Source organism: Fretibacterium fastidiosum, assembly GCF_000210715.1.
GTDB lineage: Bacteria > Synergistota > Synergistia > Synergistales > Aminobacteriaceae > Fretibacterium > Fretibacterium fastidiosum.
On record NC_021038.1, the window covers coordinates 711,871 to 734,578 of the forward strand.

Annotated in this window: 19 protein-coding genes; 10 read left to right on the plus strand and 9 right to left on the minus strand. The window is 66.2% G+C overall.

The annotated features are described in order from the left end of the window. Nucleotides 1-843: class I tRNA ligase family protein (locus tag SY1_RS03125; protein WP_208872669.1), on the minus strand; the 843-nt coding region annotated here is incomplete at its 3' end. Nucleotides 844-943: 100 nt separating this feature from the next. On the opposite strand from SY1_RS03125, the gene SY1_RS03130 reads away from it, so the two are divergent. Next, nucleotides 944-1,450, plus strand: a complete 507-nt coding sequence (locus SY1_RS03130; RefSeq protein WP_208872670.1) for a MarR family winged helix-turn-helix transcriptional regulator — start codon at nt 944-946, stop codon at nt 1,448-1,450. A gap of 88 nt (nt 1,451-1,538) precedes the next feature. Beyond that, nucleotides 1,539-2,192 (plus strand): class I SAM-dependent methyltransferase, encoded by a 654-nt coding sequence (locus SY1_RS03135; protein ID WP_015556153.1) that lies wholly within the window; start codon nt 1,539-1,541, stop codon nt 2,190-2,192. 63 nt (nt 2,193-2,255) lie between these two features. Here SY1_RS03135 and SY1_RS03140 read toward each other — a convergent pair whose 3' ends face one another. Next, nucleotides 2,256-2,642: a Yae1 family protein gene (locus SY1_RS03140; protein ID WP_015556154.1), complete on the minus strand. Its 387-nt coding sequence runs from the start codon at nt 2,640-2,642 to the stop codon at nt 2,256-2,258. 292 nt (nt 2,643-2,934) lie between these two features. Between SY1_RS03140 and ppdK the strand changes: the two genes are divergently transcribed. From ppdK to SY1_RS03175, 7 genes are all read left to right on the plus strand, one after another. Continuing rightward, a complete protein-coding gene (gene ppdK / locus SY1_RS03145) occupies nt 2,935-5,580 on the plus strand; it encodes a pyruvate, phosphate dikinase (protein WP_015556155.1) in 2,646 nt (881 codons plus the stop codon). Nucleotides 5,581-5,771: 191 nt separating this feature from the next. Continuing rightward, nucleotides 5,772-7,352: a nickel ABC transporter substrate-binding protein gene (nikA, locus tag SY1_RS03150; protein WP_015556156.1), complete on the plus strand. Its 1,581-nt coding sequence runs from the start codon at nt 5,772-5,774 to the stop codon at nt 7,350-7,352. Between the two features lie 10 nt (nt 7,353-7,362). Then, nucleotides 7,363-8,304 carry a nickel ABC transporter permease subunit NikB gene (gene nikB, locus SY1_RS03155; RefSeq protein ID WP_015556157.1) on the plus strand — a complete coding sequence of 314 codons (942 nt, stop codon included), beginning with the start codon at nt 7,363-7,365 and terminating at the stop codon, nt 8,302-8,304. Beyond that, a complete protein-coding gene (gene nikC, locus SY1_RS03160) occupies nt 8,301-9,131 on the plus strand; it encodes a nickel ABC transporter permease subunit NikC (RefSeq protein ID WP_208872671.1) in 831 nt (276 codons plus the stop codon). The genes nikB and nikC overlap by 4 nt, the downstream gene beginning before the upstream one ends. Beyond that, nucleotides 9,128-9,949, plus strand: a complete 822-nt coding sequence (locus SY1_RS03165; protein ID WP_015556158.1) for an ABC transporter ATP-binding protein — start codon at nt 9,128-9,130, stop codon at nt 9,947-9,949. Before nikC ends, SY1_RS03165 begins: the two co-directional genes overlap by 4 nt. Further along, on the plus strand, nt 9,946-10,731 hold the full coding sequence (locus SY1_RS03170; protein WP_015556159.1) for an ABC transporter ATP-binding protein: 786 nt from the start codon (nt 9,946-9,948) through the stop codon (nt 10,729-10,731). The genes SY1_RS03165 and SY1_RS03170 overlap by 4 nt, the downstream gene beginning before the upstream one ends. A gap of 154 nt (nt 10,732-10,885) precedes the next feature. Then, nucleotides 10,886-11,770 (plus strand): DMT family transporter, encoded by an 885-nt coding sequence (locus tag SY1_RS03175; RefSeq protein WP_015556160.1) that lies wholly within the window; start codon nt 10,886-10,888, stop codon nt 11,768-11,770. A gap of 349 nt (nt 11,771-12,119) precedes the next feature. Here SY1_RS03175 and SY1_RS03180 read toward each other — a convergent pair whose 3' ends face one another. Continuing rightward, nucleotides 12,120-13,478: a GntP family permease gene (locus SY1_RS03180; protein ID WP_208872672.1), complete on the minus strand. Its 1,359-nt coding sequence runs from the start codon at nt 13,476-13,478 to the stop codon at nt 12,120-12,122. A gap of 282 nt (nt 13,479-13,760) precedes the next feature. Here SY1_RS03180 and SY1_RS03185 point away from each other — a divergent pair, with 282 nt between their 5' ends. Further along, complete coding sequence (locus SY1_RS03185) at nt 13,761-14,945, plus strand: amidohydrolase (RefSeq protein ID WP_243440567.1); 1,185 nt, start codon at nt 13,761-13,763, stop codon at nt 14,943-14,945. 96 nt (nt 14,946-15,041) lie between these two features. On the opposite strand, the gene SY1_RS03190 is transcribed toward SY1_RS03185, so the two are convergent. The 6 genes from SY1_RS03190 to alaS form a co-directional block, all read right to left on the minus strand. Continuing rightward, nucleotides 15,042-15,707, minus strand: a complete 666-nt coding sequence (locus SY1_RS03190) for a nitroreductase family protein (RefSeq protein ID WP_015556161.1) — start codon at nt 15,705-15,707, stop codon at nt 15,042-15,044. Between the two features lie 98 nt (nt 15,708-15,805). After that, a complete protein-coding gene (gene rbr / locus SY1_RS03195) occupies nt 15,806-16,381 on the minus strand; it encodes a rubrerythrin (protein WP_015556162.1) in 576 nt (191 codons plus the stop codon). A gap of 160 nt (nt 16,382-16,541) precedes the next feature. Then, nucleotides 16,542-16,817, minus strand: a complete 276-nt coding sequence (locus SY1_RS03200; RefSeq protein ID WP_208872673.1) for a hypothetical protein — start codon at nt 16,815-16,817, stop codon at nt 16,542-16,544. Nucleotides 16,818-17,128: 311 nt separating this feature from the next. Continuing rightward, nucleotides 17,129-19,489: a hypothetical protein gene (locus tag SY1_RS03205; protein ID WP_015556163.1), complete on the minus strand. Its 2,361-nt coding sequence runs from the start codon at nt 19,487-19,489 to the stop codon at nt 17,129-17,131. A gap of 124 nt (nt 19,490-19,613) precedes the next feature. After that, nucleotides 19,614-20,054, minus strand: a complete 441-nt coding sequence (gene ruvX / locus SY1_RS03210) for a Holliday junction resolvase RuvX (protein ID WP_015556164.1) — start codon at nt 20,052-20,054, stop codon at nt 19,614-19,616. Then, nucleotides 20,051-22,690 (minus strand): alanine--tRNA ligase, encoded by a 2,640-nt coding sequence (alaS, locus tag SY1_RS03215; protein ID WP_015556165.1) that lies wholly within the window; start codon nt 22,688-22,690, stop codon nt 20,051-20,053. Before alaS ends, ruvX begins: the two co-directional genes overlap by 4 nt. Nucleotides 22,691-22,708: the final 18 nt, after the last annotated feature.

Here is a 22,708-nt window from a genome sequence, read left to right on the forward strand (position 1 = left end):
GGCCTCGGCCTCGTCCTGGGGCATGTGCTCCATCATGCGCCGCACCAGCTCGTGTTCCGGGGCCAGGGCGATGAAGGTGACGCCGAACACCGTGTCGAAGCGCGTGGTGTAGACCTCGATGCCGCAGTCCAGCTCAGGGACCCGGAAGGTCAGATCGGCGCCCTCGGAGCGGCCAAGCCAGTTCGTCTGCATGATGCGCACCCGCTTGGGCCAGCCCTGCAGGTCCTTCTCGATGTTGTCCAGGAGCTCCTGAGCGTAGTCCGTGATCTTGATGAACCACTGCTTCAGGTTCTTCTTGGAGACGGGGTTGTGGCACCGCCAGCAGCGGCCGTCCTCCACCTGCTCGTTGGCCAGCACGGTGCCGCAGGTGTCGCACCAGTTGACGGGCGCCTCCTTGCGGAACACGAGGCCCTTCCTGTACATTTGAAGGAAGATCCACTGGTTCCAGCGGTAGTACTCCGGAAGGCACGTGATGGCCTCACGGTTCCAGTCGTAGCTGTAGCCCATGCGCTTCAGCTGCTTTGTCATGTAGTCGATGTTGTTGAGCGTCCAGTCGTGGGGTTTCGTCCTGTACTTGATGGCGGCGTTCTCCGCGGGCATTCCGAAGGAGTCGAAGCCCATGGTGTAGAGCACGTTCCGGCCCTTCTTGCGCAGAAAGCGCGCCAGCATGTCGCCCATGGAGTAGTTGCGGATGTGTCCCATGTGAAGCGCTCCGCTGGGGTAGGGGAACATCTCGAGGCAGAAGAACTTCTCCTTTGACGGGTCCGGCTTCGCCTCGAAGCAGCGGGTCTCGGTCCACTTCCTCTGCCACTTCGACTCTATCGCCTGAAAATCGTACGGCATTGCAGAATCCTCCCTCGGCCGCCTGAGCAGGCCTTAATTAAGTACAGACGATTATAGCCTTTCGAGGCGCTTGTGCAAGGGCCGCACCCTCTTGCCTTAATTGTATAGATACTATACAATAGGCATCATGAAGATCATCAACGAGGCCAACGAGAGCAAAGTCAGCTATCGCCTGCTGAACGTTATGCTGAAGCTGCAGGAAGCGCAGGAGCGGCTGCACCGTTACGGCACCGACACGCCCCTCTTCGCGGCGGAGATTCACCTGATCAAGTGCGTCAAGGAGAACCCGAACCGGCACATGACGGCTCTGGCGGAGGTGCTGGGAGTGACGCGGGGGGCCGTGTCCCAGATTGCGATGAAGCTGGAGGAGAAGGGGATGCTCGTCAAGGAAAAGGACGAGGGCAGCAGCCTCCGCCGCATCCTGAGGGTGACGCCCGACGGCGAGCGGGCTTACCGCTTCCACGAGCGCCTTCACGCGGATTTCGACCGCCTGGTGGAGGGCCTCCTCTCGGGCGCGGCGGAGGGAGAGAGGCTTTTTCTGCTGGACTTTCTGGGCGCATTGGATGCCGCGCTGGAAGGAAAATTTCAGTCCTGCGCCCACCGGTGAGTTGGTTAGGGTTTTTAGGCGGGGGTTTGCGCGTTCTTAATTGTATAGCAACTATACGTATTGGAAAGAGATCGGGGAGGTTGGCACGATGACTGAGGAAGCACGGGATTTTCGGGGTAAGGGCAGGGCCTTCAAGGGCGCGTTCGGAGGGGAGAACTACCGGAGGTTTGCCGCACTGTTCGGCTTTCAGGAGCGGTTTTATCGTCAGGCCGTGGGGGACCTGCGGCTTGGGGAGGGCGGCAGGGCGCTCGACCTGGGCTGCGGCCCCGGAGGGCTGAGCTACGCTTTGGCTGAAACGAGCCCAGCCAGCGCGTCGATCGTCGGGGCGGACATCTCGGATGACCAGCTGGAGTGCGCGCGTCGGGGAGCGGGGGCCTTCGCCTGCAAGGTGGAGTTTTTGAAGGCGTCCATGGATGAGCTTCCCTTTCCCGACGGGCACTTCGACCTGGTCATGACCTCGATGGCGCTGCACGAGACACCCCCTGCGGTTCGGCGGGCCGCCATCGCGGAGACGGCGCGGCTGCTGCGGCCGGGCGGGACCTTTCTGCTGGTGGATTGGAGCCGGCCACGCTTCGGCCTCTGGGGGATCGTCTGGTACCCCTTCTGCCGCTGGGGCGAGCGGAACCGGGACAACTGGAACAACGCCTATCCCGCAATCTGCCGCGAACGGGGCCTGAGCCTGACGGAGGATCGCTACATCAATTCCATCTCGCGGCGCCAGGTGTTCGTGAAGGAGCGGTGAAAGCCGGGAGGCCTCCAGGCGGGCAAGCCATGAACGTGCCCGCATGAGGGCCTCCTGCGCTTTTTATTCCGAAGTTATGGCCTTGACCTCCTCCGTGGACATTCCCGTCGCCTGCGCGACCTGCTCCAGCGTCAGAAGACCGGAGGCGGCGAGTTGCCGTACTACGTCGGCCCGACCCTTTGCCTCGCCCAGCGCGCGCCCCCGTTCAAGTCCCTGCTCAAGCCCTTCTTTGCGCCCCTCCTCAAGCCCCTGTTTGTGGCCTTCGGCAAGGCCTTGATTGCGGGCATCCTTGAGGAAAGCCCGTCGATCCCACTCCGCTATCTGCTCCTGAAGCTGGCGATACCTCACCGCAAAGGAGCTCCAATACTCCTTCTCCGTGTCGTTCACGCGCTGAAACACCGTGTCGGCCGTCGTCTGCACAATGGACACCCCCGTTTCGTCGTTCGTCATATAGCCGCCCCTGCATTATACCGTTCCGGCGAAGCCTCCGCCGCTGCAAGACGGACTCGTCCGACCGCCGGAGCGTGTCCTCCAACGGATGAAATCCTTTGAAATCCCCATTGAAGGGAGCCACGGAAAACGCTATAGTATAAAAGATAGTGATGCTTTCGATGCGGTTTGTTGATGCTGCGAGGTCTGAGCGCGCCGGAGGGTTGGAGTTGGAAGCGGGTTCGCGTCGCTTTGGATTGCGAAGTGTGGCATGCTTCCGCAAAACGTTTTTGTCGAACGAGGAGTGAGTGGTATGGCGGAGAAGTTCATCTACAGTTTGAAGGAAGGCAAGGGCGATCAGAAGCTGCTCCTGGGGGGCAAGGGGGCCAACCTGTGCCAGATGGTGCAGAGCGGTCTTCCCGTGCCGCCCGGCTTCATCCTGACCACCGAGGTCTGCCGCAGGTACATGCAGGACCCGAAGATCATGGACGCGATCTGGGACGAGGTCAAGCGCTACGTCAAGGAGCTTGAAAAGGAGGCCGGCAAGGGCTTCAACGACGGGAAGAACCCGCTTTTGGTCTCGGTGCGGTCCGGCGCCCCCATCTCCATGCCGGGCATGATGGAGACGATCCTGAACCTGGGCCTGAACGACGAGACCGTCGAGGGGCTGGCCTCCGTCTCCGGCAACCGCCGCTTCGCGTTCGACAGCTACCGCCGCTTCATCCAGATGTTCGGGAGCGTCGTGGACGAGGTGAGTTCCGACCGGTTCGAGCAGGCCCTCTCGGCCTGCAAGAAAGCGCTTGGCGTCGCCCAGGACTTCGAGATCCCCGCCGAGGCGCTGGAGAAGCTGGTGGCTGAGTTCAAGGCGATCTACAAGGCCGCCACGGGCCGGGACTTCCCCACCGACCCGTGGGATCAGCTCCGCAGGGCCATCGAGGCCGTGTTCAGGAGCTGGAACATTCCGCGCGCCGTGACCTACCGCAAGATCAACAAGATCGCGGACGACCTGGGGACGGCGGTGAACGTCATCTCCATGGTCTTCGGCAACCTGGGCGACGACTGCGGCACGGGCGTCTGCTTCACGCGCAACCCCTCCACCGGCGAGAACAAGCTGTACGGCGAGTTCCTCATCAACGCTCAGGGCGAGGACGTGGTGGCAGGCATCCGCACCCCCATGCCCATCGGCCAGTTGGAGGGGGCCATGCCGGATATCTACAGGGAGCTTTGCAGGCTGACCGGCCAGTTGGAGAAGTCCTACAGGGACATGCAGGACATCGAGTTCACCATCGAGCGCGGCAAGCTCTTCCTGCTCCAGACCCGGACGGGCAAGAGGACGGCTGCCGCGGCGGTGAAGGTTGCCATGGACATGGTGGGCGAGGGCCTGATCGACACCAAAACGGCCGTGGCCCGCGTGTCGCCCGAACAGGTGGAACAACTGCTGCACCGCCAGGTGGACAAGAGCGCGCCGCAGGAGGTGCTGGCGGTCGGCCTCCCCGCCTCGCCGGGCGCCGGGGTCGGGATACTGGTCTTCTCCGCCGACGAGGCCGAGGCGTGGGCCCATCAGGACAAGTCCGTCGTCCTGGCGCGCCCTGAGACCTGCCCGGACGACATCCACGGCCTCTTTGCATCGGCCGCTGTGGTGACGAGCCGGGGCGGCATGACCAGCCACGCGGCGGTCGTCGCCCGCGGCATGGGCAAGCCGGCGGTCTGCGGCTGCGAGGAGGTGGAGATCGACCTCGCGGCCGAGACCCTGACCAGCCGGGGCAGGACCCTGAAGAAGGGGGACACCGTGACGGTGGACGGCTCATCGGGCCGCGTCCTCCTGGGTGAGGCGCCGTTGATCGAGGCGACCTTCTCCGAGGACTTCAAAAAGCTGCTGGGTTGGGCGGACGAGGCGGCCGAGCAGGAGGTCTGGGCCAACGCGGACACGCCGGAGGACGCTCGCCGCGCCCGCGAGTTCGGGGCCAGGGGCATCGGCCTCTGCCGCACGGAGCACATGTTCATGGCGACCGACCGGCTGCCGGTGATGCAGCGGCTGGTCGTGGCCGACTCCCTTGAGGAGCGCGTCGAGGCGCTGAACAAGCTGAAGGTCATGCAGAAGGACGACTTCGTGGGGATCTTCAAGGCGATGGAGGGATACCCGGTCATCGTTCGCCTGCTTGACCCGCCCCTGCACGAGTTTCTTCCCAAGGAGCCGGCCCTCCTGGAGGAGCTGGGCGAGCTGGAGAAGAAGGGCCGCGGGACCTCGCCGGAGGCCGAGAAACTGCGAAGGACCCTGAACAAGGCCCATCAGCTTCACGAGGCCAACCCGATGTTGGGCTTCCGGGGCTGCCGCCTGGGGATGGTCTACCCTGAGATCTACGAGATGCAGATCAACGCCATCTTCGAGGCCGTGGCGGAGCTGACGAAGGCGGGCGTCAAGGTGAGGCCGGAGGTCATGATCCCGCTGGTGGGGACGCGGGCGGAGATGAAGTTCTTCCGCGAGATGGCCGACCGCATCGCCGGTGAGGTCATGAAGGCCTCCGGGACGGACTTCACCTACCTCGTCGGGACGATGATCGAGGTGCCGCGCGCGGCCCTCGTGGCCGACCAGTTGGCCGAGTACGCGCAGTTCTTCAGCTTCGGAACCAACGACCTGACCCAGACGACCTTCGGCTACTCGCGGGACGACGCCGAGGGCAAGTTCCTGTTCCAGTACATCGACAAGGGCGTGTTCAAGGAGAACCCCTTCAGCGAGCTGGACCGGGACGGGGTGGGCGCTCTGATGCGGATCGCGGTGGAGAAGGGCCGGAGCGTCGCCCCCAAGCTTTCGGTGGGGATCTGCGGCGAGCACGGCGGCAACCCGTCCTCCATCGCCTTCTGCCACTCGATCCACATGAGCTACGTCAGTTGCTCGCCCTTCCGCGTGCCCGTGGCGCGCGTGGCTGCGGCCCACGCGGCGATGGGCACGCTCAAGTAAGCGACGCTGCCTCGTGCGCGGCACGAAGGGCCGGCCCCCTGGGGACCGGCCCTTCGTCTATGGTGAACGCTGAGTATTATTTTTATTATAAAATATGTTACCATGTCCCCTGCGTTCTCTTAGACAAAGATTTCGCTGAGGGTGACGACAGGGGAATTCTGATAGCTTAAATCGTTATGGAGGGATTTTTTATGAGGCGATTTGCGAGGTGGCTCTGTGCGCTGTGGCTGTTGTCGCTCTGCGGGGCGTCCGGCGCGGCGGAGACGTCAAGGCTGGTCTACTCGTGTGGCAGCAACGCAGGAGGGGACCTGAGTCCGCACCAGTACTCTTCAAACCAGATGTACGCTCAGGACATGATCTACGAGCCGTTGGTCCGCTATGCCGTGTCCGGCGAGATCGAGCCTTGCTTGGCCGAGAGCTGGGAGGTCTCCCCGGACGGCAAGGTCTACACCTTTCACCTCCGCAGGGGCGTGACCTTCTCCGACGGGACGCCGTGGAACGCACGGGCCGCGAAGGCGAACTTCGACGCCGTGATGGCCAACGCGGGGCGCCATGAATGGCTGGGCCTGATTGGAGAACTCGAGGGGACGGAGGCGGCGGACGAACACACGCTGCGCCTCATCCTGAAGGATGCCTACGGGCCGACCCTGGCGGACCTCTCCCTCATCCGTCCCCTCCGCTTCCTGAGCCCCGCGCAGTTCGGTGCGGACGGGGGCACGGCCAAAGGGATCAAGGCCCCCGTCGGAACGGGGCCATGGGTCCACGCCGAGGCCCGAAAGGGGGAGTACGACCTGTTCAAGCGCAACGAGTCCTACTGGGGCAAAAAGCCTGAGCTTGAGGAGGTGCTGGTCAAGGTGGTCCCGGAGGGGGATTCGCGCGTGGCGGCTTTGGAGACGGGGGACCTGGACCTGATCTTCGGGACCAGCGGTCATGGGGCTGCCCAGATCAGCCTCGAGGCCTTCAAGCGTCTGGAGGCGACGGGGCGCTTCGAGACGGGCGTCTCCAACCCCAGGGCCACCCGCGCCCTGGCCATCAACTCCGCAAGGGGGGCGGGCAGGGACCTGGCGGTGCGCAGGGCCGTTCAGCACGCCATCGACCGCGACGCCATCATCAGGGGCGTGTTCCTGGAGGTGGAGCCCCCCGCGCCCTTCCTCTTCAGTACGGCCATGCCCTACTGCGACGCGGGCCTCGCTCCCTACGAGCACGATTTGGAAAAGGCGAAGGCGCTCCTGGAGGAAGCCGGCTGGAAGCAGGAGGGGGACTACCGCTCAAAGGACGGCCAGGAGCTGGCGTTCGACCTCTGTTTCGTCGGCAACGACGCCGAGCAGAAGACGATCGCCGAGGTGGTGCAGTCCGACCTCAGGAAGGCCGGGATTCGGGTCAACCTGATCGGGGAGGAGAGCGACGCCTACTTCAAGCGCCAGCGGGACGGGGAGTTCGGCATGATCTTCAACGACACCTGGGGCGCCCCCTACGATCCCCACGCGATGTGCGCCTCCATGCGGGTTCCTTCCCACGCGGACTATCAGGCCCAGTCCGGCCTGCCGATGAAGAAGGAGCTCGACGAGAAGATTGGTCTGGTGCTTCGGGCCACGACGGACGCGGAACGGTCCGCACTGTACAGGGACATTCTGACCACCCTGCACGACCAGGCCGTCTACTTCCCCATCTCCTACAAGACGCTGGTGAAGGTCCACAGGAAGGGGTTGGTGGGCGTCGGATTCCCCGCCTTCGTGGACTCGGTGCCCTTCGACACGATGTCCTGGGAGTAGGCGGCACGCGATGGTCCGGTTCATCGTCAGGCGCTTCCTCGTCCTGATCCCCATCCTGATCTGCGTTTCGATCCTGGTGTTCCTCGTCCTGAGGCTGGCTAAGGGAGATCCGGCCATGGCCTACCTGCGGATGGCGAACATTCCTCCCACCGAGCAGGCCCTGGCCGAGGCGAGGCGCGAGCTGGGACTGGACCGGCCGATCGCGGAGCAGTACGCTGCGTGGGCTGCGAAGGCCGTCCGGCTGGACTTCGGCCGCTCCTACGTGACGGGCAAGCCGGTGCTCCAGGAGGTGCTCTACTACCTTCCTGCCACGTTGACGCTGGCCGGGTGGGGGCTTCTCTTTACTCTCCTGGTCAGCGTTCCCCTGGGGGTGGCCGCAGCGCTCTACAAGGATCGGCTGGCCGACCACTTCACGCGGGCGCTGGCCTTCGTCGGGGTCTCCATGCCGAGCTTCTGGCTGGGCTACCTGCTCCTGTACCTCTTCTCCGTCAAGCTGGGGTGGCTGCCCCCCATGGGGCGTGGCGGCGCGGCGCACCTGGTCATGCCGGTCGTCACGCTGTCGGCCATGTCGATCGCCGTCAACATCCGCTTCCTGCGGGCGAACCTGCTGGAGCACATGCGTTCCCGTTCCGTCTTCTACGCCCGCGCGCGCGGCCTGACGGAGCGGCGGGTGGTGTGGGCGCACGTCATGAAGAACTCCATGATCCCCATCGTCACCGCTACGGGCATGCACCTGGGGGAGATGCTGGGAGGGGCCGTCATCGCGGAGAACATCTTCGCCTGGCCGGGACTGGGGCGCTACGCGGTCCAGTCGGTCCTGAACCGGGACTACCCCGTGCTCCAGTGCTTCATCCTCCTGATGACCGTGATCTTCGTCGCCTGCAACCTCTGCGTTGACATCCTCTACGCGCTGGTGGACCCGCGCGTCCGACTGGAAGGAGAGGCCCGATGACTGCCCGACTGTTGCGCAACAAGGTCTTCTGGGTGGCCGCGGCTCTGCTCCTCCTGATCGGTCTGGCGGCGCTCCTGGGCCCCTGGATGGGGCTGCCGGACCCGCAGGAGGTGAACCTGGCGGCCAAGCTGCTGCCGCCGGGTGCGGGGCACCTGCTGGGGACCGACCACCTGGGGCGCGACGTGCTGTCCCGCCTGATCTTTGGCTCCCGCGTCTCGCTGGGGTCCGTCTTCCTCATCCTGTTGCTCATCGTGACCTTCAGCACCTTTGCCGGGAGCGTCGCGGGCTTCTTCGGCGGGGTGCTGGACTCCGCCATCATGCGCACCTGTGACGTGTTTCTGACCTTCCCCACGATCATCTTGGCCATGTTCTTCGTCGCGGTGCTGGGCACGGGGCTGACGAACGTCATCGTCGCGATCTTCTTCACGCACTGGGCCTGGTACGCCCGCATCGTGAGGGGGATCGTCATCTCCCTGAAGAACCGCGAGTTCGTGCTGGCCGCGCGGGTCGCTGGGACCAGCCGGTGGCGCATCGTGGCGCGCCACATCCTGCCGGCCCTGGCCCCGCAACTGCTGGTGCTCTCCACCCTCGACATCGGACACATGATGCTGCACGTGGCGGGCCTCTCCTTCCTTGGGCTTGGCGTCCAGCCCCCGATGCCCGAATGGGGCAGCATGATCAACGACGCGCGCCAGTACCTCTGGACCCAGCCGCAGCTGCTGCTCTATCCGGGGCTGGCCATCTTCGTCAGCGTCATGGCCTTTAACCTGCTGGGCGACGCCATGCGCGATGCGTCCGACTTCGACTTCGTGGAGGCGGAGTCATGAGCGCGCCGCTGTTGGAGGTGCGTGGCCTCCGGATCGAGACGTCGGAGCGGGCCGCAAGGCCCCTGGTCCGAGACGTCTCCTTTGCGGTCCGCCGCGGGCGCGTCACCTGTCTGGTGGGGGCCAGCGGATCGGGCAAGTCGCTCTCCTGCACGGCAGTTCCGGGCCTGCTTCCACAGGGCGTGAGGCGCACGGGGGGGGCGATCCGCTTCGAGGGGCGCCCGATCGACGCCCTTCCCGCCAGGGAGCTCCGCGAGCTTCGCGGGACGCGCATCGCCATGGTCCTGCAGGACCCCATCAGTTGCTTCGACCCCCTGTTCTCCATCGGCTCCCACTTCAGGGAGACCCTGGCGGCCCACGGAGGGGACTTCGGTTGGCGCGGGCGGGCCGAGGCCGCCCTGAGGGAGGTCGGGCTTGAGGACGCCGGCAAAATATGCCGCGCCTACCCCTTTCAGCTCAGCGGGGGGATGCTCCAGCGGGTGATGCTGGCCCTGGCCCTGTTGAACGACCCCAGCCTGCTGATCGCGGACGAGCCGACGACGGACCTGGACACCGTGGCCCAGAGACGGGTGCTGGACCTGATCGACGCCGCACGGCGTCGTCGGGACATGGGGGTCCTCCTGGTGACGCACGACTTCGGCGTCGTGGCCCGCGTGGCCGACGACGTGGTGGTGCTGGAGGAGGGCGCCGTGGTGGAGGACCGCCCCGTCGGGGAGATCTTCAGCTCCCCGCGGCACCCGGTGACGGTCGCCTTGGTGGAGGCGCACCGTGCGCTCTGCGCGCGCCTCGGCCTGTTGCAGGAGGGAGGGGACGAACGATGAGCGCGCTTCTGTCTTTAGAGGGCGTTTGCCGAACCTACCGGCGCGGGGGGCTCTTCACCCGGGCGGAGGCTCTGCACGTGCTGCGCGGCGTGGACCTGGACCTTTCGGAGGGGGCTTCCCTGGGGCTTGTGGGGCGCAGCGGGTGCGGCAAGAGCACTCTGGGACGGGTGATCCTGGGCCTGGAGCGCCCAAACGCCGGGACCGTGCGGTTCCTCGGAGAGGACGTGGCTTCTCCCGCGCGGCGCGCCGAGTTTCGGCGCAGCGTGCAGGCGGTGTTTCAGAACGTGCGTGACTCCGTGAACCCCCGGATGACCGCCGGGGAGATCGTCGCGGAGCCGTTGCGCAACTTCTTCAGCCTGACGAAGGGAGAGGCCGTGGAGCGGTCCTGCCCCCTGCTGGAGCAGGTGGGGCTGAAGGCTGTGGACGCGGACAAGTACCCCTCGCAGTTCAGCGGGGGCGAGCTCCAGCGGGTCTGCATCGCCCGCGCCCTGGCGCCGAACCCGCGCGTGGTGGTCTTTGACGAGGCGGTCAGCAGCCTGGACATGCTGGTGCAGGCGCGGGTGCTGAAACTGATCGAGCGCATCCGCGACGAGCAGGGGCTGGCGTTCCTCTTCATCTCCCACGACCTGAGGGTGGTGGCCGGGCTCTGTCGCGAGGTGGCGCTGATGGCGGACGGCGTGATCGCCGCGCGGGGGCGCTCCGTCGAGGAACTGGCGGCGATGGGACACCCCATCATCGAGGAGCTGCTGGCCTCCCTGCCCCCCGCGTTCCCGCGCCGCTGAGGGGAGGATTCGTCGTATAATACCCCCGTACGCTGATGCGGCTCGCGCTCCGCTCCGGCCGAACGCGGGCCTTATTTTTTGAAGGGGGACGGAGCGCAATGACGTTTGGAAGGGTGGAGCGCAGGAGGGCAACGGCTGCCGGGGGTGCGGGAAGATGAAGCGCAGCGCCATCGCGGGCTACGCCGCCGCGCTGACCAGCATCCTGATCTGGGGCACGACCTTCATCGTGTCAAAGGTCATCCTGGAGGACTTCAGGCCGGTGGAGGTCATCCTGATCCGCATGGTCCTGGGCCTGGTGGCGCTCTTCCTGGTGTCCCCCCGCCTCCCGCGGGTCCGGACGGTGCCGGAGGAGCTCTCCTACGCCGTCGCGGGATTCTGCGGCATCGTGCTCTACTTCCTGCTGGAGAACACGGCCCTGACGCACGGCCTGGCCTCCAACGTGGGGGTCATCATCTCCGCCGCCCCCTTCTTCACGGCGACCCTGAACCGCCTCTTCTACCGGTCGGACCGGCTTCAGGTGCGCTTCTTCGTCGGCTTTGCCCTCGCGATGACGGGCATCGGCCTCATCAGCTTCAATGGGGTCCGGATGCAGATCTCGCCTCTGGGGGACCTGCTGGCCCTGGGAGCGGCCGCCAGTTGGGGCCTCTACTCCGTGCTGGTGCGGCGGGCCGGCGGCTTCGGCCTCAGCACCCTTCAGGCGACGCAGCGCATCTTCCTCTACGGCGTCCTGTTCCTGGCGATCCTGTCGCCGTTCCTGGGCCTCAGACCGAACCTCGCCCACCTGGTGCAACCGAAATTTTTCCTACCCTTCCTCTACCTCGGGCTGGGGGCGTCGGCCCTGTGCTTCTTCGCGTGGAACTTTGCCGTCGAGGCGCTGGGGCCGGTGCGGACCAGCGTCTCCGCCTATTTGATCCCCGTCGTGGCCGTGGCGGCAGGCGCCCTGGCCCTGGGAGAGCCCGTGACGCCTTTGTCCCTCCTGGGGACGGGGTTGATCCTGGGGGGGCTCGCCGTCTCCGAGTGGAGGGCGGGAAGGGGTTGACGCCGGCGAAAGGCGGCGAAAGAGCGGCAAAAAGGCGAGGAGCCCTTTTGGTGTGGTCTTCCGAAACTTCCTTAGAGGGGTGGAAACTCTTCGCCCAGCACAAGCTTTTTTGTCTTCTGTGCCTTCCGAAACTTCCTTAAAGGGATGGAAACTCCACACCTTCCCCCGAAGGGAATACCCGCCCACGACCTTCCGAAACCTCCTTGTGGCAGATCGCCTGCCGTGTTTTTGTGGAGCGCGGCCCATGGGCCGCAGAATCTACAGAATTTTCAGTAAAATTTTGAGGGAAAAGAGGGGCACGGCGCAGCCGTTCCCCTTGTGACCAGGATGCTCAGCCTTTTGCCCTGCGTCAAGTGGGGAGGGTGAAGAGGGAGATGACGTAGACGGCCAGGATCCCCACGATGCCCTCGACGAGCGTGGCGCCGGTCTGGGCCTTGTAGCCCGTGCTGAGGTCCATGTCGGAGAACTGCGTCACGACCCAGAAGTAAGAGTCGTTGGCGTGGGAGACCACCATGGAACCGCTCCCCACGGCCAGGGTGGCCAGGACCGCTCCCATGGGGGAGGCGAGCCCCAGGGAGCCCAGCATGGGGGCAACGATGGTGGACGTGGTGACCAGGGCCACGGTGGAGGAACCCTGCGCCGTCTTGACGGCCGCGGCGATGATGAAGGGGAGAAAGATGCCGAAGTGGTAGGAGGACAGGGCGCTTCCGATGTAGTCGCCCACGTGGCTGGCGGTGATGACGGCGCCCAGGCTGCCGCCGGCGGCGGTGATCACGACGATGTTGGCGCCCTCTTTGATGCCGCGCCCGATCCACCGGTTGGTGACCTCTTCCGTGATCCGGGGCGGCAGGAGGAAACACAGCGTCACCCCGACGGAGAGGGCGATGACGGGGTCACCCAGGAAGGAGGACACGACGTTGAGCGGGGATTCTTCGCCGATCCGCGCCAGTACTGGGGGGTAGTTGACGAGGGACTTCAGTCCGATCAGGATCAGCGGGACGACGATGGGCGCGAAGGACTTTTCCGGGGAGGGCAGCTCGTTGAACCGGGCGAGCAGTTCCTCGTAGGAAGCCCCCTCCGTTGCCTCCACGCACAGCCTGGGGCCCACGACGGTGGCGTAGATGTAGCCCGCGATGACGGCCGGGATGGAGGTGATGAAGCCCCACAGGATGACGAGGCCCAGGTCCGCGCCCAGGTTGCCTGCTGCGGCGATGGGGCCGGGCGTCGGCGGGACCAGCGTGTGGGTGGCGTAGAGGCCGGTGGACAGGGCGATGGCCATCGTTGGCAGATTGATGTTGCTGCGCATGGACAGGGATTTGTTGAGGGAGGAGAGGATGACGAAGCCCGAGTCGCAGAACACGGGGATGGAGACGATCCAGCCGATGAGGCTCATGGCGATGCCGGGGCGCTTCTTGCCGACGGTGCGCAGCACGCTGTCCGCCATCGTGAGGGCCGCGCCGCTGCTCTCCAGCATGGCCCCGATGATCGTGCCCAGCAGGATCACGATGCCGATGCCGCGGCAGGTGTTGCTGAACCCGTCGAGGATCGTCCTGAGCACTTCAAAGGGTGGCATGCCGACCGCCAGCCCCATCAGGAGCGCGGCGGTAAACAGCGAGATGAAGGGGTGCAGCTTGAACCTCGACACCATAAAGACCATGATGAGGATGGTGAGCAACAGAATGACGATCAGCGCGGAACCATGGAGCAAAAGACCCATCACCTTTCTCTGGAGCGGATCGGGGATCGTGCACGATGTGGCGCTTGTTTTCGCTATAAATTGTACCATTGTTGGAGGAGCGTCGGATGCGCTTTGAGGGCCATCGAGCATACAGCTTAAGGAGGGCCTTCAGCGCTTTCCTGAGCCCGCGATTTTGACACGTATTTTTTCTGAAAACTGTGATATCCTGGAAAAGGCCGATGGTCGCGGGCTTGGCCTGGTTGTGGGCGTGGTCGCAGCCATCGAAATTTTTTGGAAGGGAAGCGGAACGGGTTGCAGGATAGGACAAAGGCGCGCGCGCTCCTGCTGAGGGGCGCCCTGGTCTGGACGGGGCGCGACGATGGGTTCCATGAGCTGGACGTCGCCGTCCGGAGTGGCCGGATCGTGGCGGTGGGGAGGGGGCTGTCGCCCGACGAGGGCGCGGAGGTGGAGGACCTGAAGGGCTTTCGCGTGACGCCGGGCCTGATCGACGCCCACACGCACATCGGCGTCTGCCCGGAGGGCTTCCCCCAGGCGACGATGGCGGACGACAACGACATGGTGGACCCCGTGACGCCGCAGCTGCGGGCCCTGGACGCGCTCTACCCCGGGGACGAAGCCTTTGAGGACGCCCTGTCGGGAGGCGTGACCTGCGTTCAGGCGCTGCCGGGAAGCGGCAACGTCATCGGCGGACAGGGCGTCGTGGTCAAGACGCGGCCGGACGTGGTGGAGCGCATGACCGTCGTGCCCTGCTCCGTCATGAAGGCCGCGCTGGGCGAGAACCCCGTGAGCGTCTACAAGCCGAAGGACAAGCTGCCCACGACCCGCATGGGAAACGCGGCCGTCCTGCGCGGCGCGCTGGTGAAAACTCAGAACTACCTGGCCCGCCGGGAGGCCGCCAGGAGAAAGGACGAGCCGGCGGAGCGCGACCTGGGCATGGAGGCGTTGGCCGCTGTGCTGCGGCGGGAGATGACCCTCAGCGTCCACTGTCATCGGCTGGATGACATTCAGACCGCCGTCCGCATCGCGGAGGAGTTCGGCCTGAAGTACAGCCTCGAACACTGCACGGAGGGCCGGCAGATCGCCGCGTGGCTGGGGGCGAAGAAGGCCTTTGCGGCCGTGGGGCCCATGCTGACCTCGCGCTCCAAGATCGAGCTGAGGAACCAGTCCTGGCAGAACCCCGTCGCCCTGTGGCGGGCCGGCGTCCACTTCTGCCTCATCACGGATCACCCCGTGATCCCCATCTCAAACGCCGTCACCTGCGTTGCCCTGGCCGTGCGTGCGGGCCTGCCGCCGGACGAGGCGCTGCGGGGGGTCACGCTCTACGCGGCGGAGCACCTGGGCCTTGAGGGGCGAATGGGCTCCATCGAGCCGGGGAAGGACGCGGACCTGACCGTCTGGGACGGGGACCCCCTGGACGCCCGGACCCATGCGGTGACGACCTACGTCGACGGCGCGGTCGCGTGGCGGCGGCCCTGAAGCGCGGGGCCGCTGCGAGACGATGAAGGGGGGAGCCAACCGACTCCCCCCTTCCCTCTCGATCGTTCGTGTTTCCCTTCGTGCGGCGGGGCGGGCTCAGGCCCCCGGCTTCGTCCCCATCGGCATGATGCAGAGGACGTCGTCGTCGTCACGCAACCCCAGGACGTCTTCGACGGCGTCCTTCTGGACGGAGCGGATGTAGCGCGTACCGACGCCCACGGCCCCGGCCGCCAGGTAGACGTCCTGAGCCATGGCCCCCGCGGCGACGGCCGCGAACTGCTCCTCGGCGTCCTCGTCCTTGAACTTTCGGGAAAGGGCTTCGGAATCCGAGACGAGGATCAGGGTGCAGGGGGCCTTCGCGACGAAGTCCTGCTTGCCGATCCGTCCCCGAACGTCCTCACCGGAGACCTCCTTCAGCGCGTGGGCTTTCCAGTCGTACAGGAAGACTCCGTCGGCCCGCGCCACGTAGACTTTGACGTAGGGCTCCATCCCCATGGCCATCGGCACTGTCCACCCCTTCTCCCCGCGGTTCAGGCCCGTCGCCGCCCACAGGATCGTCGAGAGCTTCTCCGACGACACCTCCCCCATGGAGGCGAAGTCGGCCCCCAGGGCCGAGGCGCGGCTTCCGATGGCGTCAAAGACGCCCGGTCCGCCCGTCCTCTGCGGGGCCGGGAGCGGGACGTCGGCAGACGCCGCTCCGGTGGGGAGAAGAACCGCAACCGCCAAAAGGAAGGCGCAGAATTTCCTGAAAGCAGCAAACATGATTGACCTCCTCGAAATTGATTTCGTGACCGCTATTATAATCGTCCTTCGAGGGGCTTCGCCTCCGCCGTTCTCCCCTTCCCTTGCGAAATCCTGACCTAATCTCCGGCCTGGCCGCCCTCACCCTTCTTCATGAAGTAGGCCTTCGGGTGCCCGCAGATGGGACACATCTCGGGCGCCCTCCTGCCCACCACGATGTGCCCGCAGTTGGCGCACTGCCAGATGGCGTCGCCGTCGGAGGAGAAGACCAGCCCCTTCTCGACGTCGTTCAGCAGTTTCTTGTAGCGCTCCTCGTGCGCCTTTTCGATGGCCGCGACGCCCTCGAACAGGCGGGCGATGTCGTTGAAGCCTTCCTCGCGCGCCACCTTGGCGAAGGTGGGGTACATGTCCGTCCACTCGTCGTGCTCGCCGGCTGCGGCGGCCTTCAGGTTCTCCGCCGTGCTGTCGCTGATCCCGCCGAGGATCTGGAACCACATCTTGGCGTGCGCTCTCTCGTTGTGCGCCGTCTCCTCGAAGAGGTCCGCGATCTGATTGTAGCCCTCGGCGCGGGCTTTGGCCGCGAAGAACGTGTACTTGTTGCGCGCCTGGGACTCTCCCGCAAAGGCCGTGCACAGGTTCTCGCGGGTCTTCTTGCCCTTCAGCTCTTCCGCCCTGCTCCTCAACATGTCCGTCATCTCAAAATTCCCCCCATGATAAAATGGCCCCACGCTTCGGCGGGGCCTGTGTGAGCCCTTTCGAGCTCGCCTCTATCATACCACGGATGGCAAGGACGGACTGGGCCTGCCCCGGCAGAGACGACGGCGCGGAGTTTCCCGCTCCGCGCCGTCTGTCGTGCTATGGATTTTGACGTCTTGCGATCTCCTCGCGCTGAAGCTGCCTCTGGATGAGGAGGCGGACGACCAGGGTGTCCGACCACTTTCGGCCCATGCCGGCCTCCACGAGAATGGAGGCGAAAGCGATGGCGAGGCATCCGAGCAGCACCGCCGCGACGATCGTGAGCTGGCGGCGCAGGTTGGGCTTCCTGTACGAGCTTTGAATCTGAACGTCGCTCTTCACCTCAAGGCCCTGCGCCCGCCGCTTGTCCCGTTCCCACTTCTCCCAGAGACTCAAGATGCATCCCTCCTTCTCTAGGGAAGCGCTGATTAATCTTTAAAAGTTGTTGAAAGTACTCAAGGAGCATCAAATAAAGGGTATCCTTCAGCGCTTCCCTAAGATTTTAAAATGGGGCTACGCCCCCCACTTCGGGGAGCCTTCCGGCTGCCGTTCGCCCTTGCTCACGGGCCGTCAGTCCCAATCCCCACGCGCTTCGCGCGGCCTGGTGAAGTTTCAGGCACTGAAGGGAGTCTATGCGGTTGACAGTTCTCAACGACTTAATCAGTGTTTCCCTAGTGCGAACCTCCGTGCGATGAGCGGACCGCGCCTCAGCGGATGCGGCGCTCCAGGAACAGCGCGCCGACGAACGCCGACAGGATGAGGCCCAGGCCTGAGGCCGCGTTGCAGCCCCCGCCCTCCTCCTTCTCCTTCTCCTGGGGCCTGGGGTTGACGTCGTCCGACGAGCGCCCCGACTCCGGGTTGGCCCCTGCGGCGTCTACGTAGAGGCCCAGGTTCCACACGCCGTCCGCCGCCCCGTCGCCGATCAGGATGTAGGGGATGCCGTCGTCCCGGAACGTTCGCAGGTAGGCCGTGTAGCCCTCCCGCGGGCTTTTGGCGTCCGCCAGGAGGAGGATGAAGTCCAGGTAGAGCTCATCGTTGTAGAGGAACGCGCTGACGCACTCCGCAGGGTCCACGCCGCGCTGCGAGATGGCGGTGAACAGGTTCGTGTCCCGCTCGTCCGCCCTGCCGGAGCGCAGCCAGACCGTGCCGAAGCGCATGAACTGCTTCAGCAGGGCCTTGCCGTCCGCCGCCTCGCTCAGCTGCTCCCAGCGGCCCACCAGTATCTGCTCCCTGCGCGGGATGCGGAGGCGCACCCGCATCGGCTGAACGGCGATGGTCGCCGGCACGTCCCGCGACACCATCTGGACCACGTCTCCGGAGACGTCCTTCGACACGACGACGTCCATCGAGACGTCCATGGAGACCAGCCCGGCGGGGACGTCGGTCTTGATCTCGAAGGCGTTCAGGGCGCTCGAACGGACGTAGGCGTCCGAGGCGCCGACGGCGCTGCTCCCCAGGGAGGCGGGCTTGCCCATCAGCTTCTCCAGCTCATAAGTTGTCTGCTCGTCGTTCTGCACCACGTCGGCGAACTGGTCCCAACGGAAGCCCTGTACGCGCCAGCGTCCGGTGGCCTCGGAGGCGCCTCCCGTCAGGGCCATGCCCCCGACCCGCCGGTAGCTGAGGCGCAGGTCGTGGTGCCGGGCCTCGGAGAAGGGATAGAGGCGGAAGGACTCGCTCGTGCCGTAGGAAGTGTTCAGGGTGTTGTAGCCCGTGCCGACGCGGTTCTTGTAAACCGTGACGAGCCCCGGCGCGATCTGGCTGTGGGCGTCCAGCTGGAAGTGGTCCGGCAGGCTGCCGTAGAGGTCCGGGGTCAGGTCGTACTTCCAGTGGTCGGGCCGGATGTCCCGGAAGGTGTAGCGCGCCGTCATGTCCCAGGAGCCGCCGCCCACGTCGCCGGAGCCGGTGTTGTCCCTCGGTCCTCCGATCATGTCGTAGCGCTGGAGGCGGTAGCGCGTGCCGGTGCGGTTCGTGATCCGCGTCTCCAGGTGGTAGCTGGGCAGGCCGCTGTTCAGGGAGTGGCGCATCATATAGAGCGCGCCCAGGTCCTGGGTCATCTCGCGGTCCACGCCCCAGCGAAACTGGATGCGCTTCTCGATGTCCCCCATGCCGACGACGGTGTCGCCGCTGAGCGTCCTGTTGAAGATCATCATGTCGAAGTAGAGCTCGTTGCCGGGGTCGGAGGCCGGGCCGTCGTGGACGTTGGCCACCACCACGGGGACGTGGAGGGACTCGCGCCAGCCGACGTAGCCCGTGTCGAAGCTGGCGGACTGGCGGAACGCGATGTAGCCCAGCCTGCTGCCGTAGGCCTCCGGGTTCTCGGCCGTCAGGCTGACGTTCGCGGTCATGGATTCGCCCGGCATGACGCGCTGGGGCCTGTTGGGCTGCACGGAGACGGCGTACCCCTCCGCGCTCAGGAGCACGTCCTCCATCACGTCGCGAGAGATGACGTCATGGGAGACGATGTCGCCGGACAGGACGGGCGACGGGTTGATCGGGGTTCGGCCGCTCCCGGACTCGCGCCACCAATAGGGGAAGTGGCGCGCGTAGTGGTTGGCCAGGGAGACCTTGAACTGCCCCCGCCCTTCGGGGAGGACCAGGGCGATGGATTCGATGGGGTCCATGCAGGCGTCGCGGTAGCGCGTGTCGGGGTAGGCGGGGTAGGGCTGCGGCTCGTCGATGTAGACGGCCTCGAAATCGTAGAGCAGGTCCGCCGAGGTGGTCAGGGGCACCTCCGGCGTCTCGCCGCCGAGGGTCCGTCGGTAGAGCAGGCGCCCGTTGAGGTCCTCGTTGACGTAGCGCCACAGGTAGTTCTCGTAGCTGGTGGCGAACCACTGAGCGCCGGCGACGGTGTGTCCGTCGCGCGCGCCGCTCACGTCCCGAAGCTGGTAGTGGTAGCCGTACTCCGTGGTGTGGTCCCCGAAGGTGTAGTAGCGGTCCGCGTCGTCGTAGTCGTTGAAGCTGGGGTAGTCGTGGATGGGGTCCGCCACCGCGCCCCAGGCCGCACCGCCGGCGGCCAGCGCGGCGAGGAGGACGAGGGCCCCCGACACCAGGCGCACCGTCTTGCTCATCGATAAAACCTCCCGTGGGGCGTCGATCGAGGACGCCCTGAAATTTTTTCTGAACGCAGAACGCGAAGTCCGGCCGCCGCGCGGCGGGGCCTCGCCACTATCTTACACCCGACGGGACGGGGCGTCACGGGGCGCCCTGCCGCGCAAGCCAGCTCTCCAGGATCAGGACGGCGGCGATCTTGTCCACCCGCTGACGCCGTCCGCTGCGGGAGACGCCGCCCTCAATCATCGCCCGATGGGCCATGACGGTGGTGAAGCGCTCGTCCCACGTGTCGAACGCCAGGTCCGGGTGGCCGGCGCGGAGGAGGTCGACGAGCTTCGCCACCCTCTCCGCCTCCGGCCCCCTCGTGCCGTCCGTGCGCGTGGGCATCCCTACCAGGACCAGCGTCGGGGCGTACTGCACGAGGCAGGCCTCGAACTTTCGCCGCCAGCCTCCGTCCCTGTCCACCACGGGCCAGACGGCCAGCCCCTGGGCGATGAGGCGCATGGGATCGCTGATGGCCGCGCCGACGCGGGCGCTGCCTACGTCCAGCGCCAGCACGCGCCCGGGCTGAGCCTCCGTCATGCCCCCAACTGCCCCTTCAGGACCTCCGCCGCGCGCTCCAGGGCCTCGTCGAGCTTTTCCCCATCGCGTCCGCCGCCCTGGGCCGTGGACGGCCTGCCGCCGCCCTTGCCGCCCAGGACGGCCGAGGCCTCGCGCACGATGGCGCCCGCGTTGGCCCCCAGCTTCACGGCCCGGTCGTCCGCCATCACGATGAGCGTGCAGGCCCCGTTTTCGTCCACGGAGGCCAGGAGGGCCACCGACGGGTCCGGCCCCGCCTTCACCCGGTCCCCGACGTCGCGCAGGACGTCTGACTTGACGTCCGGGAACCTGCCGATGTGCAGCACTGCACCGCCCACGCGGCGCCGCTCCACGAACCGATCCACGTTGTCCGTCAACTCGTGGCGCGCCCGCTCCTGGGCCCGCTTCTGGAGGGCACGCAGCTCCTCTGCCAGGTCTTTAGCCTTTGCCTCCAGCCCCTCCTCGTCCGCGGAGAGGATGCCCATCAGGCGGCGCCGCAGGCCGAAGAGCACCTGCATCAGCTCCACGACCTCCATCCCCGTCATCGCCAGGATGCGGCGCGTCCCGGAGCCGATGCTCTCCTCGCGCAGGACCTTGAAGCTGCCGATGTCGCCCGTCGCCCGCACGTGCAGGCCGCCGCAGAGCTCCATGGAGAAGTCCGGCACCGTCACCACGCGCACGACGTCGCCGTACTTCTCGTCGAACAGCGCCTTCGCCCCCAGCTCCCGCGCCTCCTCCAGCGTGTGCTCCGCCGTGGAGACGGGGACGTTCCGCAGGATCTCCCCGTTGACGATGCGCTCGACCTCCTCGATCTGTCCGTCCGTCAGGGGCGTGTGGTGCGTGAAGTCGAAGCGCAGGAAGCGGTCCGTCACCAGGGAGCCCGCCTGGCGGACGTGGCGGCCCAGCACGCGGCCCAGCGCCTCGTGCAGCAGGTGCGTCCCGGTGTGGTTGCGGCGGATGGCCTGGCGGCGCGCATCGTCCGCCTCGGCCGTCATGCTGTCCCCGACGCGGACGGAGCCCTCCGTCATCCTCACGCGGTGGACGATGACCCCGCCGTGGGGCACGGTGTTCAGGACCTCCAGGGTCGTCTCCCCGTCCCGGATGGTCCCCGTGTCGCCCACCTCGCCGCCGCGCTCCGCGTAGAAGGGCGTCTCGTCCAGCACGAGCTCAAACTCCCCATTGCCCTCGACGTGGTCCCTTCGGCCCTCCTTCGTCAGGATGGCCGTCACCTTCCCCGCGCCCATGGCGGAGGCGTAGCCTGTGAAGCGCGTCGCGCCCCCCTCGTTCTCCAGCTCCGTGTAGACGTCGCCGGCGAGGGCGCTCTTCTTCTGCTTGCTTGAGGCCCTGGCCCGGTCCCGCTGCTGCTGCATGGCGGCCTTGAAGCCCGCTTCGTCCACGGCGAAGCCCTGCTCGTCCGCCATCTCCCGCGTCAGCTCCGGCGGGAAGCCGTAGGTGTCGTAGAGCGTGAAGACCACCTCCCCCGGCACCTCCCTGCGCCCCGCTGCGGCCAGTCGGGCCGTCTCGGCCTCGAAGAGGTCGGTGCCCTGCTGGAGGGTCCTCTGAAAGCGCTCCTCCTCCACGGTAATGATCTGTTCGATGGTGGGACGCTGATCGATGAGCTCGCGGTAGGGGTCGCCCATCAGGTCGATCAGGATGGGCATGTACTCGCACAGGAAGGCCCCCTCGAACCCCAGGAGCCGTCCGAAGCGCACGGCCCGGCGCAGCAGCCGGCGCAGCACGTAGCCCGGCCCGTCGTTCGCGGGCAGCACGCCGTCCGCCAGCATGAAGGCCACGGACCGGACGTGGTCCGCAATGACGCGCACGGCCATGTCGTTGCGGCCGCCCTGGCCGTACTGGATGCCGGCGCGCGCGCAGGTGTGCCGGATCAGCGGCGTGAAGAGGTCCGTCTCGTAGTCCGTGTCCACGCCCTGCACCACGGAGGCCAGCCGTTCCAGCCCCATGCCGGTGTCGATGTTCTTGTGGGGCAGGTTCGGCAGGCTGCCGTCCTTCTGCCGGTCGAACTGGGTGAACACCAGGTTCCAGATCTCCAGGTAGCGGTCGCAGTCGCAGCCCACGCCACAGCTCGGCTTGCCGCAGCCGTAGTCCGGACCCCGGTCGTAGTAGATCTCGGAGCAGGGGCCGCACGGCCCCGTGTCCCCCATGAACCAGTAGTTGTTGTCCTGGCCGAAGCGCAGGATGCGGTCCTCCGGCAGGCCCGCCTGGCGGTGCCACACCTCCCGGGACTCCTCGTCGTCCTGGTAGATGGTGGCGTAGAGCCGGTTGGGGTCGAGGCCGATTCGATCCGTCAGGAACTCCCAGGCCCAGGTGATAGCCTCCTTCTTGAAGTAGCTCCCCCAGGAGAAGTTTCCCAGCATCTCGAAGAAGGTGTGGTGCCGCGCGGTGCGCCCCACGTTCTCGATGTCGTTCGTGCGCACGCACTTCTGGCTGGTGACGATGCGGGGGTACGGCGGCTGACGGATGCCCAGGTAGTAGGGCTTCAGGGGCACCATGCCCGCGATGGTGAAGAGCAGGGAGGGATCGTCCGGGATCAGGGAGAAGCTGGGGCAGCGGTGCGAGCCCTTCTCCTCCCAGAACTTCAGAAACATCTCTCGAAGCTCGCGTCCAGTTCGATGCTGCATTCAAAAAAACCTCTTTCC